Raw genomic sequence first — 13146 nt, 5'->3', positions numbered from 1 at the left:
GGCTTGGCAAGCCACGGGAGTTCTTCTCGATGACTTTGCGGTAATCGTCGACCCAGCCGATGGCGCCGAACAGCAGGGTCACCAGCAGCACCACCCAGACGTAACGGTTGCTCAGGTCGGCCCAGAGCAACGTGCTGACGCCAATCGAAGACAGAATCAGTGCGCCACCCATGGTCGGCGTACCGGATTTGGACAGGTGCGATTGCGGACCATCGTTACGCACGGACTGGCCGATCTGACGGTTCTGCAGGGTGCGGATCATCCACGGGCCATAGCACAGCGACAAAACCAGCGCGGTCAGTACACCGAGAATCCCGCGCAGGGTCAGGTACTGAAAGACCGCGAAGCCTTTGTAGAACTGTTGCAGATACTCCGCTAGCAGCAGCAGCATTAATGTTTCTCCAGACTGGACCCGCACAGAGCCGCAACGATGTTTTCCATCGCTGCACTGCGCGAACCCTTGATCAAAATGGTGGTGTTTGTGTCCTGCTCGGCGTCGAGGGCCTGAATCAGTTCGGCTTGCGTGCCGAAGTGATGCGCCTGTTCACCGAAAGCGTTTACGGCGTGAACCATGTTTGGCCCAACGGCATAAAGCGCGGAAACCTTGCCCCGGGCGTACTCGCCCACGTCGCGGTGCCCCTGCTCCGCCCAATCGCCCAACTCGCCGATATCTCCGAGCACCAGGACGGTGCGGCCGGAAAAGCCGGCGAGTATATCAACGGCCGCGCACATCGAGGTGGGGTTTGCGTTGTAAGTGTCATCGATCACGCGCATACCGTTTTTCGCCAGTTGCGCGACGGTGCGACCCTTGACCGGTTGCACGGCGCCAAGCCCGGTGGCGATGCCGAACAGCGACACGCCCAAGGCGTGAGCGGCAGCGGCGGCGGCCATGGCATTGGCGACGTTGTGGGTGCCGAGCAGGTTCAGTTGAACGCGTTCGACACCTTCAGGTGTGTGCAGATTGAAGGCCGGGCAACCACGGGCGTCAGTCGTCAGGTCGCTGGCGTAGAAATCCGCCTGCGTATTGCTCAGGGCGAAGGTCAGCACCTTGCGAGCACCCGCACGGGTCTTCCAGATACCGAAGGCTTTGTCATCAAGGTTGAGCACGGCGATGCCATCAGCCGCCAGCCCGTCGATGATTTCACCCTTGGCGTCGACGATTTTTTCCGGGCCGCCGAACTCACCGACGTGAGCGGTGCCGGCGTTGTTCAGGATCGCCACGTGCGGCTTGGTCAGGCCTACGGTGTAAGCGATTTCGCCGAGGCGCGAGGCACCCAGCTCGATCACCGCCGAAGTGTGCTCCGGGGCCAGTTCGAGCAGGGTCAGCGGCGCGCCGAGGTCGTTGTTCAGATTGCCACGGGTGGCCAGCACCGGACCGCGGGTGCGCAGGATGCTCGCAAGCATTTCCTTGACCGTGGTCTTGCCGCTGGAGCCCGTGATGGCCGCGACCGGCTGAGTGAACGCGGCACGGTTCAAGGCACCCAATTGGCCGAGGGCCTGACGGGAGTCCTTGACCAGCAGTTGCGGCAAGGTGCTGTCGGCGACTTCGCGCTCGACCAGCGCAGCCACCGCGCCTTTGGCGGCGACGTCGTTCAAGTAGTCATGACCGTCGAAACGCGGACCGGTCAAGGCGATAAACAGTTGGCCAGGCTGGATCGCACGGCTGTCGATGCTGACGCCGTCGAAACTGGCATCAGCCGCGATCAAACGCGCATCAAGCGCGTTGGTCAGCTCGCTGAGTTTCAAGGCTTTAAGCATGGGCCACCTCCCAGGCGGTCAGGGCGTGATCGGCCTCGACCAGGTCAGAGAAGGCATGACGCTCGCCGTTGATTTCCTGATAGTCCTCATGACCTTTACCGGCCAGGACAATCACGTCATCGGCGGACGCGCCGGCAATCAGTTGTGCAATCGCCTGACCACGGCCAGCGACGAAAGTGACTTTATCCACAGCCGTGAAACCGGCGCGAATGTCATCGAAAATCACCGCCGGGTCTTCAGTGCGCGGGTTATCGTCGGTGACCAGCACCTGATCGGCCAGACGCTCGACCACTTCAGCCATCAACGGACGCTTGCCGCGATCACGGTCGCCGCCGCAGCCGAACAGGCATAGCAACTGACCTTTGACGTGCGGGCGCAACGCGGTCAGTACTTTTTCCAGGGCATCCGGGGTGTGGGCGTAATCGACCACCACCAACGGCTGCGTGCCACCACCCAGACGCTGCATGCGACCGGCCGGGCCTTCGAGTTTCGGCAGCACTTTGAGAATTTCGTCGAGCGCGTAATCCAGACCGAGCAAGGCGCCCACTGCCGCCAATACGTTGCTCAGGTTGAAGCGACCGAGCAGCGTGCTGCGCAGATGATGTTCGCCCTGCGGCGTGACCAGTGTGGCGCGCACGCCGTGGTCGTCGAACTGCGCTTCGCGGCAATAAAGATAGGCGCTGCTGTCGAGCAGGCTGTAGGTGATCAGGCGCGATTCACGTTTTTCAGCGGCCAGTCGCCGGCCGAAATCGTCGTCGAGGTTGACCACGCGGCACTTCAGGTCATTCCAGGCGAACAGCTTGGCCTTGGCCTCGGCGTACGCTTCCATGGTGCCGTGATAATCCAGGTGATCGCGGGACAGGTTGGTCATCACCGCGACGTCGAACGCCAGCGCCGTAACGCGCCCCTGATCCAGGCCGTGAGACGAGACTTCCATGGCCACGGCTTTGGCGCCGGCCTTTTTCAGGTCGCCCAGGGTCGCTTGCACGGCGATCGGATTCGGTGTGGTGTGCAGACCGCTTTCCAGTGCGCCATAGAAGCCCGAACCCAGGGTCCCGACGATGCCGCAATGCTGGCCGAGCAGATCCAGCGCCTGCGCGACCAATTGAGTCACGCTGGTCTTGCCGTTGGTGCCGGTCACGCCAATCAGGTTCAGGTGATGGCTCGGCTCACCGTAAAAACGCCCGGCGATGTCCGACAGCTGCGCAGCCAGGCCTTTGACCGGGATCAGCGGCACATCAGTGATCGGCAGCACGGTGGCGCCTTCCACTTCATAGGCCACCGCGGCAGCGCCGCGCGCCAGAGCATCGGCAATGTGCGCACGGCCATCGAATTTGCCGCCCGGCACGGCAAGGAACAAATCGCCCGCGCGTACGTTGCGGCTGTCCAGCGCCAGTTCACGGATCAACAGATCGTGGCCGGCGTGGGGGAATATCTTGTTCAGACTTAATGACATCAGCCGCGCCCTCCATTGGCTTTCAGCGGAATGACGGGAGTCGCGTTGGCCTGCTGAGTGTTCGGCAGGTTGTCCGGGGTCACGTTCATCAGGCGCAGGGTGCCGGACATCACGCGGCTGAACACCGGCGCGGAGACCAGACCACCGAAGTAACCGGCCTTGGACGGCTCATCGATCACCACAACAATCGCGTAACGCGGATCGCTCATCGGGCCGAAACCGGCGAACAGCGAGCGATAAGAGTTTTCCGCGTAGCCCTTGGTACCCACCGAGGTCTTACGCGCAGTACCCGACTTGCCCGCCACGTGATACGCCGGCACCTGCGCTCGGAACACGCCGCGCGGCGCTTCGATCACTTGCTGCAGCATGCCTTGCATGGTTTTTGCCACGGCTTCCGGCAGCACTTGCGTGGTCTGCGGCATCTTGTCGGTTTTGATCAGGGTCAGTGGCGCCAGACGACCGTTGTTGGCCAAGGCCGAGAACGCGTGCACCAGTTGAATCGCAGTCACGGAAATACCGTAGCCGTAGGACAAGGTTGCGGTTTCAGCCTTGCGCCACTCGCGGTAGTTCGGCAGGTTGCCGACACGTTCGCCCGGGAAGCCGAGGCCGGTGTCCTGGCCCAGACCGACCTTCTGCGCGAGGCGGAAAATCGTTTCGCCGCCGATATCGAAGGCGACCTTACTCATGCCGACGTTACTGGAATTGATCAGAATGCCGGTCAGGTCGAGCACCGGACCTTCGGTCTTGGAAACGTCCTTGATCGTGTATTTGCCGATCTGCAGGGAGCCCGGATACACCTCGACGGTGTCACTCGGTTTCCAGCGGCCGGTTTCGATCGCGGCGCTCATCGAGATGGCTTTCATGGTCGAACCCGGTTCGAACACGTCGATCATTGCGCGGTTACGCATCATCGCCGGTTGCAGGTTGCGACGGTTGTTCGGGTTGTAGGTCGGCTGGTTGACCATGGCGAGAATCTCGCCAGTCTTCACGTCCATGATCACCAGGCTGCCGGCCTTGGCGCCGTTCTCGATGATCGCGTTGCGCAGCTCGCGGTTGGCCAGATATTGCAGACGCAGGTCAATGGACAACGCCAAGGGCTTGCCGGCCTTGGCGTTTTTGGTGACCTGGACATCCTTGATCAGGCGTCCGCGCCGATCCTTGATGACCTGTCGTTTGCCCGGCACTCCGGCCAGCCATTCGTCATAAGCCAGCTCGACACCTTCACGACCGTGGTCATCGATGTCGGTAAAGCCGACCATGTGCGCAGTGACTTCACCGGCCGGGTAGAAGCGGCGGAATTCTTCGATGCCGTACACGCCCGGGACTTTCAGGTCGAGCACAGCCTGGCCTTGCTCGGGGGTCAACCCGCGCACCAGATAAATGAATTCTTTGTTGGCCTGGGCTTCGAGGCGTTCGCTCAGGGCTTTCGGATCCTGCCCCAGCGCGGCGGCGAGTGCCGGCCATTTCTCTTTGGCCGTCTGCATTTCCTTGGCGTTGGCCCACAGCGTGGTCACCGGGGTACTCACGGCCAACGGCTCGCCGTTACGGTCGGTGATCAGACCACGGTGAGCCGGAATCGGAATGTGACGCAGGCTGCGCGCGTCGCCCTGACCTTTGAGGAAGTCACGGTCAACCACTTGCAGGTCGATGATGCGCCAGCAGATTGCTGCGACCATCATGCCGAGCAGCGCCACCATCAGGCGGAAGCGCCACGGGAACAGTGCGCCTTCGAGTTTCATCATGGCGCCACCATCTTCACGTCAGCCGCGCCGGGAATGTGCATTTTCAGTTGTTCGGTGGCCAGCACTTCGATGCGGCTGTGCGCAGTCCAGGTGCTTTGCTCAAGAATCAGACGGCCCCACTCGGCCTGCGCCTTGTCGCGCACGCTGAGTTCGCTATAAAGAGTGTTGAGCAGTTGCCGGTTCCAGTGCGCGCTGTACGACACGGCAATGGCCGACACGAGCACGCCGATAAACAGCAGCAGCATCAGAAAGCTGCCGCCGGGCAGTGGCTTGGCGAAAAGCTTGCTCACCGCAACTTCTCCGCGACGCGCATGACGGCGCTACGGGAGCGTGGGTTGGCTTTGAGTTCGGCGTCGGAGGCCGTCTGCGCTTTGCCATGGATTTTGATTTTCGGTTCGAACGCCACGTGGCGCACCGGCAGGTTGCGCGGCAGGTTGTCGGCTTCGCCTTTTACCAGCTTGCGCATGAACAGTTTGACGATACGGTCTTCCAGCGAGTGGAAGCTGATCACCACCAGACGGCCGCCGACTTCCAGAGCATCCAGCGCGGCTTCGAGGCCGGCTTCCAGATCACCCAGTTCGTTGTTGACGTGAATACGCAAACCCTGGAATGCACGGGTAGCCGGGTTCTTGCCCTTTTCCCATGCCGGGTTGGCGACTTTCAACACTTCGGCCAGATCGGCAGTGCGTTCGAAAGGCTTGATATCGCGACGCTCGACGACCGCGCGGGCCATACGACCGGAGAAGCGTTCTTCACCGTATTCCTTGAACACCCGGGCGATTTCCTCAGCCGGCGCGGTGTTGACGAATTCGGCAGCGCTGATGCCACGGGACGGGTCCATGCGCATGTCCAGCGGACCGTCGTTGAGGAAACTGAAACCGCGCTCAGCGTCGTCGAGCTGCGGCGAAGACACGCCCAGATCGAGCAGAATGCCGCTGACCTTGCCGGCCAGGCCTTGCTCGGCAACCACCGAACCGAGCTCGGCAAAGCTGCGCTGCACAACGACAAAGCGGCCGTCTTCGGCCGCTAGCGTTTGCCCGGTGGCAATCGCTTGTGGGTCTTTGTCGAATCCGATGAGCCGACCATCCGTGCCGAGCTGGCTGAGGATCAACCGGCTATGGCCGCCGCGCCCGAACGTACCATCCAGATAGCAGCCATCAGGACGTACGGCGAGAGCCTCGACGGCTTCGTCAAGCAGTACGGTGATGTGGTTAAAGCCGCTATCAATAGTCACAGGATCAAATCACGCAGTTCATCAGGCATCGCGCCCGGTTGTTGAATAGCAGCAAGGTCAGCGGCAGATACCGCGTTCCATGCATCCTCGTCCCACAATTGGAACTTGTTCAGTTGGCCTACCAGCATCGCGCGCTTATCCAACTTGGCGTATTCGCGCAGACGCGGTGGAACCAGAAAACGACCACTGCCATCGAGTTCGAGGTCGACGGCATTACCAATCAGCAAACGTTGCAGGCGACGGTTCTCTTCACGAAGCGAAGGGAGCGCGCGCAACTTGGTTTCAATAATTTCCCACTCGTCGAGCGGATAGACACACAGGCACGGATCAACGGCATCAATGGTCACGATCAATTGGCCGGAACTGCGCGAATCGAGCTCGTCACGGTACCGGCTCGGCATGGCGAGACGGCCCTTTGCATCGAGACTGATAGCGTTAGCTCCGCGAAACACGTCTGCGTTTCTCCAATTTTTATCGTTTTGAGCTCAAAAAACCCACTTCATGCCACTTTCCGCCACTTGCGCACACTATAGGAATGCGCCCACCACACCGTCAAGGCGCGGATTAAAGGAAAACCCTTACAGAACGGAGATTTAGGAGCATAAAAGGAGGCGTAACGACAATCTGGCGCAGACTTTCGACCCATAACTTGAAGCAGCACTGATAGCTGCGCTCGAAAGTTAAAGTAATTTGTTAAGAGTAAGATTTTTTCGGTATTACAAAAGCGCTTCTGCTGTTGATTGAAGCAAGGTGGGAAATGGCTATTACTGCGTTTGCCGCTGCCGGACTTTCAGAGCAGGCCTGCTGATATTACACAGCCCTGTTGCCAATGATTCAAGCAGGGAAAGAAAAAGGTGGAGAGTCGATCTGTAAGCCGGGTTCTGTCTTGAACAGTCATTCGTCTACGATGGCCATCACTGGACATCTTTAGCAACCTACCCGGTCCCAGCGCGGGCCACGCCTTGGGACCCTATTTGGTCTTGCTCCAAGTGGGGTTTACCTAGCCACGAACTGTTGCCAGACGTGCGGTGCGCTCTTACCGCACCTTTTCACCCTTACCGGCGCCGAAACGCTTAGGCGGTTATTTTCTGTGGCACTTTCCGTAGGCTCACGCCTCCCAGGCATTACCTGGCACTTCGCCCTATGGAGCCCGGACTTTCCTCCCCCCCCTAATTTTCATAGAGGGCAGCGACTGTCCGATCGACTCTCCGCCGCGAAGGTTAACGGCAGAGCGCCTGAAGAACAAGCGCTAAAAGCCTCAAGACCGCTATGGGCGACGGCTTACACGCCTTTCTGTTTCTCCAGCGCGACCTGATACAGCACGTTTTTGCGCTCGCCGGTGATTTGCGCGGCCAACGCGGCGGCACGCTTGAGCGGCATCTCTTCGAGCAACAGATCAAGGATACGCATGGCTTCGCTGCTGACGGCGTCCTCGGACTCCGGCGCGGTCCAGCCAGCCACCAGCACAACGCATTCGCCGCGTTGCTGATTGCTGTCGGATTCAACGAAGGCGCGCAGCTCGGCCAGCGGTAGCCCCTTGAGGGTTTCAAAGGTTTTGGTGATTTCGCGGGCGAGCAATGCCTGACGCTCACCACCAAACACGGCTTCCATATCCTGCAGACATTCAAGGATGCGGTGCGGCGCTTCATAGAAAATCAACGTTCGCGGCTCATCTTTAACCGCCTCCAGGCGCGCCTTGCGCCCGACCGATTTGGCCGGCAGAAAACCTTCGAAGATGAACCGGTCGGACGGCAGACCGGCCGCCGACAGCGCGGCGATAAGCGCACAGGCACCTGGCACCGGCACCACGCTGATCCCCGCCGCACGGGCCTGACGCACCAGGTGATACCCCGGATCGGAAATCAGCGGTGTTCCCGCATCGGAAATCAGTGCGACGTTGTCACCGGCCAGCAAGCGGGTGATAAAGCGGCTACCTTCATCTCTTTCATTGTGTTCATGACACGCGGCCAGCGGCGTGCCGATGCCGAAGTGCTGCATCAGACGCGCCGAGTGACGAGTGTCTTCGGCAGCAATCAAGGCCACTTCACGGAGGATCTTCAGGGCCCGGGCGCTGATGTCGTCCAGGTTGCCGATGGGCGTCGCCACCACATAAAGCGAGCCAGCAGCGGAATTCAGGGAACCTGGAGCAGTCAAAGCGCACACCTCGTGATCGGTAAAAGCGGCCATTGTAGCGCGTCACGAGGCTTGCGATGCGCTCAAGCCGCGCCAGCTTTTGTGCGCAGTTGTGCGCCGCCGCAACATTTACTCCAGCTAAATTGCCCGATTCACACCAGTAACATCGCGCCCCGGCCAGTGCTTGGGTACAATTCGACGCTAATTTGATCGAGTATCAGGAACACTTACATGATCGCTTGCCTGCGGCTGTTCACTGCCCTCTGCCTCGCTGCCCTGTTGGCGGCTTGCGCCAGCTCCCCCTCCTCCAGCCTTGGCGAACTTCCACGGACCCCGGATGCCAGCATCGAGCAACTGCTCGAACAGGCTGGCCAGGCGAAAACCCCGGAAAAAGCCGCTCTGTTGCGCCTGAGCGCCGCTGACCTGGCTTATCGCCAGGGCAATGCCGGACAGTCCGCGCAAATCCTGCAACAAGTGCCGATGGAGCAACTCAAGCCCGGCCAGCAGATTTTTGCCAGCACGCTGAATGCTGAGCTGGCCATGACCCGCAATCAGCCGAAAGCTGCGCTGACGGCGCTGAGCCATCCAAGCTTGCAACACTTGAGCGAGATGCCAGAAGAGCAGCAAGTGCGCACCGGCACCGTCCACGCCCGCGCCCTTGAGGCCGACGGCCAGACACTGGCCGCTGCCCGTGAGCGCGTATTCATCGCGCCGATGCTGCAAGGCGAAGCTGCGAGCAAAAACCACGAAGCGATCTGGACCCTGATCGGCTCGCTGCCAACTGATCAACTGCAGCCGAACAGCACCGACGATCTTGGCGGCTGGATGGGCCTGGCACTGGCGGTAAAATCCGCTGGCACGCTGGAACAGCAGCAAGCCGCGATCGACACCTGGCGCGCGCAGAATCCAAAACACCCGGCCGCAATCAACCTGCCGCTGCCGTTGACCAAACTCAAGGAACTGGCCAGCCAGCCACTGAGCAAGATCGCCCTGCTGCTGCCGCAGGACGGCCCACTGGCCGCTGTTGGCAAGGCCCTGCGTGAAGGCTTCATGGCTGCGCACTACCAAGCTCAACAGGCCGGGCAAAAGCCGCCAGCGATCGAGTTCTACGACAGTTCCAAGCTGACTTCGATGGACGAGTTCTACCGCAAGGCTCAGGCTGACGGCGTGCAACTGGTCGTCGGCCCGCTGGAAAAACCACTGGTCAAACAACTGAGCACCCGCCCGCAACTGCCGATCACCACCCTCGCGCTGAACTACAGCGAAGGCGATCAAGGCCCGGCGCAACTGTTCCAATTCGGCCTGGCCGCTGAAGACGAAGCTCGCGAAGTCTCGCGTCGTGCCCGTGCCGATGGCCTGCACCGCGCCGCCATCATGGTACCCAAAGGCGAATGGGGCGACCGTGTACTGCGTGCTTTCAGCCAGGACTGGCAGGCCAACGGTGGCAGCATCGTCGCCACCGAGCGTGTTGATCAGCCAGTACAACTGGCCCAGCAGATCGCCGACATGTTCCAGCTGCGTCAAAGCGAAGCCCGCGCCAAGAGCCTGCAAAATGCCGCCGGCACCAACGTAGCGGCGCAGCCCTCGCGTCGTCAGGACATCGAATTCATCTTCTTGGCCGCGACCCCGCAACAGGCTCAGCAGATCAAGCCAACCCTGAACTTCCAGTACGCTGGTGACGTTCCGGTGTACGCGACGTCGCACGTTTACAGCGCCAGTGGCGACGTCAACCAGTACAACGACATGAACGGCATTCGCTTCTGCGAAACCCCGTGGCTGCTGGACACCAGCGATCCACTGCGTCAACAAGTGGTAGCGCAGTGGCCGCAGGCCTCCGGCAGTCTCGGTCGCCTGTACGCCATGGGTGTTGACGCGTATCGTCTGGCACCGCGCTTGGGTCAACTCAAAGCGCTGCCGGACAGCCGCATCGACGGCGAGTCGGGCAGCCTCGGCATGACCCAGACCCAGCGCGTTGTGCGTCAGTTGCCTTGGGCGCAGTTCGTCAGCGGCCAGGTTCAGCGCCTGCCGGACACCCCGCGCTAATGCCCGACAGGTCACGCTCGCAAAGCGGCAAGGATGCCGAGCGCCAGGCGCTCGAGCATCTGCAACAACAAGGTCTGCGCCTGCTGGCGCAGAACTGGTTATGCAAACGCGGCGAGCTTGATCTGGTCATGCTTGATGGCGATACAGTAGTATTCGTTGAAGTTCGCTACAGAAAAAACACTCAATGGGGTGGCGCGCTCGCTAGCATTGATGCGCGCAAGCAGCAGAAACTGATTTTCGCTGCGCAGTATTTTCTTCAGCGCGAGTCGCGCTGGGCCAATTCCCCCTGCCGCTTCGACGTGGTGGCCATCGACAGCCATCCGGATCAGCTGAACTGGTTGCAGAATGCGTTCGACAGTTGATCGTCGGCGTTGCGACCCGGACAATTCCACCGACAAATTTTGCTCTTTGCTTTGCGGGCTGCACATTCATGTGCCGGACAGCCGCGCTACTTAAGGTCACACAGATGGACATGCAATCCCGAATTCGCCAGCTTTTCCAGGCCAGTATCGACACCAAGCAACAGGCGATGGACGTACTTGCACCGCACATCGAGCAAGCCAGCCAGATCATGGTCAACGCCCTGCTCAACGAGGGCAAAATGCTTTCGTGCGGCAACGGCGGCTCGGCCGGTGACGCCCAGCACTTCTCTTCGGAGTTGCTCAACCGCTTCGAGCGCGAGCGTCCGAGCCTGCCGGCCATCGCCCTGACCACCGACACCTCGACGATCACCTCGATCGCCAACGACTACAGCTACAACGAAGTGTTCTCCAAACAGATCCGTGCGCTCGGTCAGCCAGGCGATGTCCTGCTGGCGATTTCGACCAGCGGCAACTCGGCGAACATTATTCAAGCGATCCAGGCCGCACATGATCGCGAAATGATTGTCGTAGCTATGACCGGACGCGATGGCGGCGGCATGGCGTCGCTGCTGTTGCCCGAGGACGTCGAGATTCGCGTACCGGCCAATGTCACTGCACGTATTCAAGAAGTCCACTTGCTGGCGATCCATTGCCTTTGCGATCTGATCGACAGCCAACTGTTCGGGAGTGAAGAATGACCCCTAATCGCCTTGGCCTTCTGGCCTTGACCCTGTGCCTCGGCATCAGCGGCTGCACCTCGGTGGTGAACGCCAGCCGTGAAGCGCCGATCGAAGATGATCGTGGCACCCGCACCTTCGGCAGCAAGATCGACGACTCGCTGATCGAAACCAAAGTGGGTGTGAACGTGGCCAAGGCCGATCCGGCTCTGGACAACGATTCACACATCGTCGTCACCAGCTTTAACGGTGTCGTACTGCTCGCCGGCCAGACCCCGCGCGAAGACCTCAAGGCCAAGGCCGAACAGGCTGCCGCCAACGTGCAGCGCGTGAAGAAGGTGCACAACGAGCTGCAAGTGCTGCAACCGTCGTCCCTGCTGGCTCGTCAGAACGATGCGTGGCTGACCACCAAGATCAAGACGCAGATGCTGACTGATGCCAGCATTCCTGGCTCGCGCATCAAGGTCGTAACCGAAAACGGTATCGTCTACCTGCTGGGCCTGCTGACCAAACAGGAAGCCACTCAGGCGACCAATCTGGTGCAGGGCGTTTCCGGCGTGCAGAAGATCGTGAAGCTGTTCGAATACATCGATTGATAGCTGAAACGCGCACACAAAAAAGGCGATCCATCCGGATCGCCTTTTTTATTATTTCACCACTTTCAGGCTTGGCCGGCCGCTAGGGCGCGGCGGCTCGCTGTCCGGTGGCGGCAAGTCGTCATCCGACTCGATCTCTTCTTCGCCATCCATCGGCGACTCGAGATCGAACACCATGCCCTGACCGTTCTCCCGGGCATAGATCCCCAGGATCGCGCTGATCGGCACATACAGGCTGTGCGGGACGCCACCGAAGCGACCTTCGAAGGTCACCACGTCGTTGTCCATGTGCAGATGACGCACGGCACTTGGCGAGATATTCAGGACAATCTGCCCGTCACTGGCAAAACCCTGCGGCACCTGCACCGCCGGGTACTCGGAATTGACCAGCATGTGCGGGGTGCAATCGTTATCAACAATCCACTCGTAGAGCGCGCGGACCAGATAAGGTCGACTGGAGTTCATAGCGGCTCCTTAAGCCTTAGCGCATATCGCGTTCGACACCAGACAGACTCGCCTGGAAAGCCTCACGCGCAAACGAGCGCTCCATATAATCAAGCAGCGGCTTGGCTGGCCGCGGCAGTTCAATACCCAGAATCGGCAAACGCCAGAGTATTGGCAATAGGCAGCAATCCACCAGACTTTGTTCCTCACTGAGGAAAAACGGCTTGTCAGCAAATAACGGCGACACGCCCGTCAGGCTTTCACGCAGTTCCTTGCGCGCCACGACACGCGCGGCCTCCTTGGACTTGGGATCCAGAATCAGATCCACCAGACCACACCAGTCGCGCTGAATACGGTGAATCAGCAGACGACTGTTGGCACGCGCCACCGGATAAACCGGCATCAATGGCGGGTGCGGGTAACGCTCATCCAGATATTCCATCACCACGGTCGACTCCCACAACGCCAGGTCACGATCGACCAGCGTCGGCAGACTGCCGTAAGGGTTTACTTCAATCAGTTTAGGCGGCTGGCGACCAGCTTCCACATAAATGATCTCGGCGCTGACACCCTTCTCTGCAAGCACAATGCGCACTCGGTGGGAATAGTGGTCGGCGGGGTCGGAGTAACAGGCCAACCGATTGGTCACGCCCATGGCGATCCTCCTCGCTTGTTGAAATTATCGGAACCGGAAAAACGCG

The 13146-nt window shown here is 60.3% G+C and carries 13 protein-coding genes, 1 other RNA gene and 1 pseudogene; 4 read left to right on the top strand and 11 right to left on the bottom strand.

Annotated elements, in window-relative coordinates:
- The 9 genes and pseudogenes from M9827_RS16585 to rsmI all read right to left on the bottom strand — a co-directional run.
- A pseudogene (locus tag M9827_RS16585) lies at nucleotides 1-391 on the bottom strand (phospho-N-acetylmuramoyl-pentapeptide-transferase); the annotation flags it as partial.
- Nucleotides 391-1758 carry a UDP-N-acetylmuramoyl-tripeptide--D-alanyl-D-alanine ligase gene (locus M9827_RS16580; RefSeq protein ID WP_250606233.1) on the bottom strand — a complete coding sequence of 456 codons (1368 nt, stop codon included), beginning with the start codon at nucleotides 1756-1758 and terminating at the stop codon, nucleotides 391-393. The gene M9827_RS16580 and the pseudogene M9827_RS16585, both read right to left, overlap by 1 nt.
- Nucleotides 1751-3214: a UDP-N-acetylmuramoyl-L-alanyl-D-glutamate--2,6-diaminopimelate ligase gene (locus M9827_RS16575; protein ID WP_250606232.1), complete on the bottom strand. Its 1464-nt coding sequence runs from the start codon at nucleotides 3212-3214 to the stop codon at nucleotides 1751-1753. The genes M9827_RS16580 and M9827_RS16575 overlap by 8 nt, the downstream gene beginning before the upstream one ends.
- Nucleotides 3214-4953 carry a peptidoglycan D,D-transpeptidase FtsI family protein gene (locus M9827_RS16570; protein WP_250606392.1) on the bottom strand — a complete coding sequence of 580 codons (1740 nt, stop codon included), beginning with the start codon at nucleotides 4951-4953 and terminating at the stop codon, nucleotides 3214-3216. Before M9827_RS16570 ends, M9827_RS16575 begins: the two co-directional genes overlap by 1 nt.
- Nucleotides 4953-5246 carry a cell division protein FtsL gene (gene ftsL, locus M9827_RS16565; protein ID WP_250606231.1) on the bottom strand — a complete coding sequence of 98 codons (294 nt, stop codon included), beginning with the start codon at nucleotides 5244-5246 and terminating at the stop codon, nucleotides 4953-4955. Before ftsL ends, M9827_RS16570 begins: the two co-directional genes overlap by 1 nt.
- The gene (gene rsmH / locus M9827_RS16560) at nucleotides 5243-6190 is read right to left on the bottom strand and encodes a 16S rRNA (cytosine(1402)-N(4))-methyltransferase RsmH (protein WP_418951622.1); all 948 of its coding nucleotides are present in this window, start codon (nucleotides 6188-6190) and stop codon (nucleotides 5243-5245) included. Before rsmH ends, ftsL begins: the two co-directional genes overlap by 4 nt.
- Entirely contained in the window at nucleotides 6187-6642 is a 456-nt protein-coding gene (gene mraZ / locus M9827_RS16555) for a division/cell wall cluster transcriptional repressor MraZ (RefSeq protein WP_007917012.1), read from the bottom strand. The genes rsmH and mraZ overlap by 4 nt, the downstream gene beginning before the upstream one ends.
- Nucleotides 6643-7044: 402 nt before the next feature.
- An RNA gene (gene rnpB, locus M9827_RS16550) (RNase P RNA component class A) lies at nucleotides 7045-7398 on the bottom strand.
- Between the two features lie 73 nt (nucleotides 7399-7471).
- Nucleotides 7472-8377 carry a 16S rRNA (cytidine(1402)-2'-O)-methyltransferase gene (gene rsmI / locus M9827_RS16545; RefSeq protein ID WP_250606230.1) on the bottom strand — a complete coding sequence of 302 codons (906 nt, stop codon included), beginning with the start codon at nucleotides 8375-8377 and terminating at the stop codon, nucleotides 7472-7474.
- 177 nt (nucleotides 8378-8554) lie between these two features.
- On the opposite strand from rsmI, the gene M9827_RS16540 reads away from it, so the two are divergent.
- From M9827_RS16540 to M9827_RS16525, 4 genes are all read left to right on the top strand, one after another.
- A complete protein-coding gene (locus M9827_RS16540; protein ID WP_250606229.1) occupies nucleotides 8555-10366 on the top strand; it encodes a penicillin-binding protein activator in 1812 nt (603 codons plus the stop codon).
- Complete coding sequence (locus tag M9827_RS16535; protein ID WP_250606228.1) at nucleotides 10366-10728, top strand: YraN family protein; 363 nt, start codon at nucleotides 10366-10368, stop codon at nucleotides 10726-10728. The genes M9827_RS16540 and M9827_RS16535 overlap by 1 nt, the downstream gene beginning before the upstream one ends.
- 104 nt (nucleotides 10729-10832) lie before the next feature.
- Entirely contained in the window at nucleotides 10833-11426 is a 594-nt protein-coding gene (locus M9827_RS16530; RefSeq protein WP_007917022.1) for a phosphoheptose isomerase, read from the top strand.
- The gene (locus M9827_RS16525) at nucleotides 11423-12001 is read left to right on the top strand and encodes a BON domain-containing protein (RefSeq protein WP_166221262.1); all 579 of its coding nucleotides are present in this window, start codon (nucleotides 11423-11425) and stop codon (nucleotides 11999-12001) included. The genes M9827_RS16530 and M9827_RS16525 overlap by 4 nt, the downstream gene beginning before the upstream one ends.
- A 51-nt stretch (nucleotides 12002-12052) precedes the next feature.
- On the opposite strand, the gene M9827_RS16520 is transcribed toward M9827_RS16525, so the two are convergent.
- Nucleotides 12053-12466 carry a ClpXP protease specificity-enhancing factor gene (locus M9827_RS16520; RefSeq protein WP_250606227.1) on the bottom strand — a complete coding sequence of 138 codons (414 nt, stop codon included), beginning with the start codon at nucleotides 12464-12466 and terminating at the stop codon, nucleotides 12053-12055.
- Nucleotides 12467-12482: 16 nt separating this feature from the next.
- Nucleotides 12483-13100, bottom strand: a complete 618-nt coding sequence (locus tag M9827_RS16515; protein WP_007917025.1) for a glutathione S-transferase N-terminal domain-containing protein — start codon at nucleotides 13098-13100, stop codon at nucleotides 12483-12485.
- Nucleotides 13101-13146 lie beyond the last annotated feature (46 nt).

This window comes from Pseudomonas sp. AKS31, from assembly GCF_023634765.1.
Lineage (GTDB): Bacteria > Pseudomonadota > Gammaproteobacteria > Pseudomonadales > Pseudomonadaceae > Aquipseudomonas.
The sequence above is the reverse complement of the archived record's forward strand: the minus strand, read 5'-3'. Positions and strand labels throughout refer to the sequence as shown.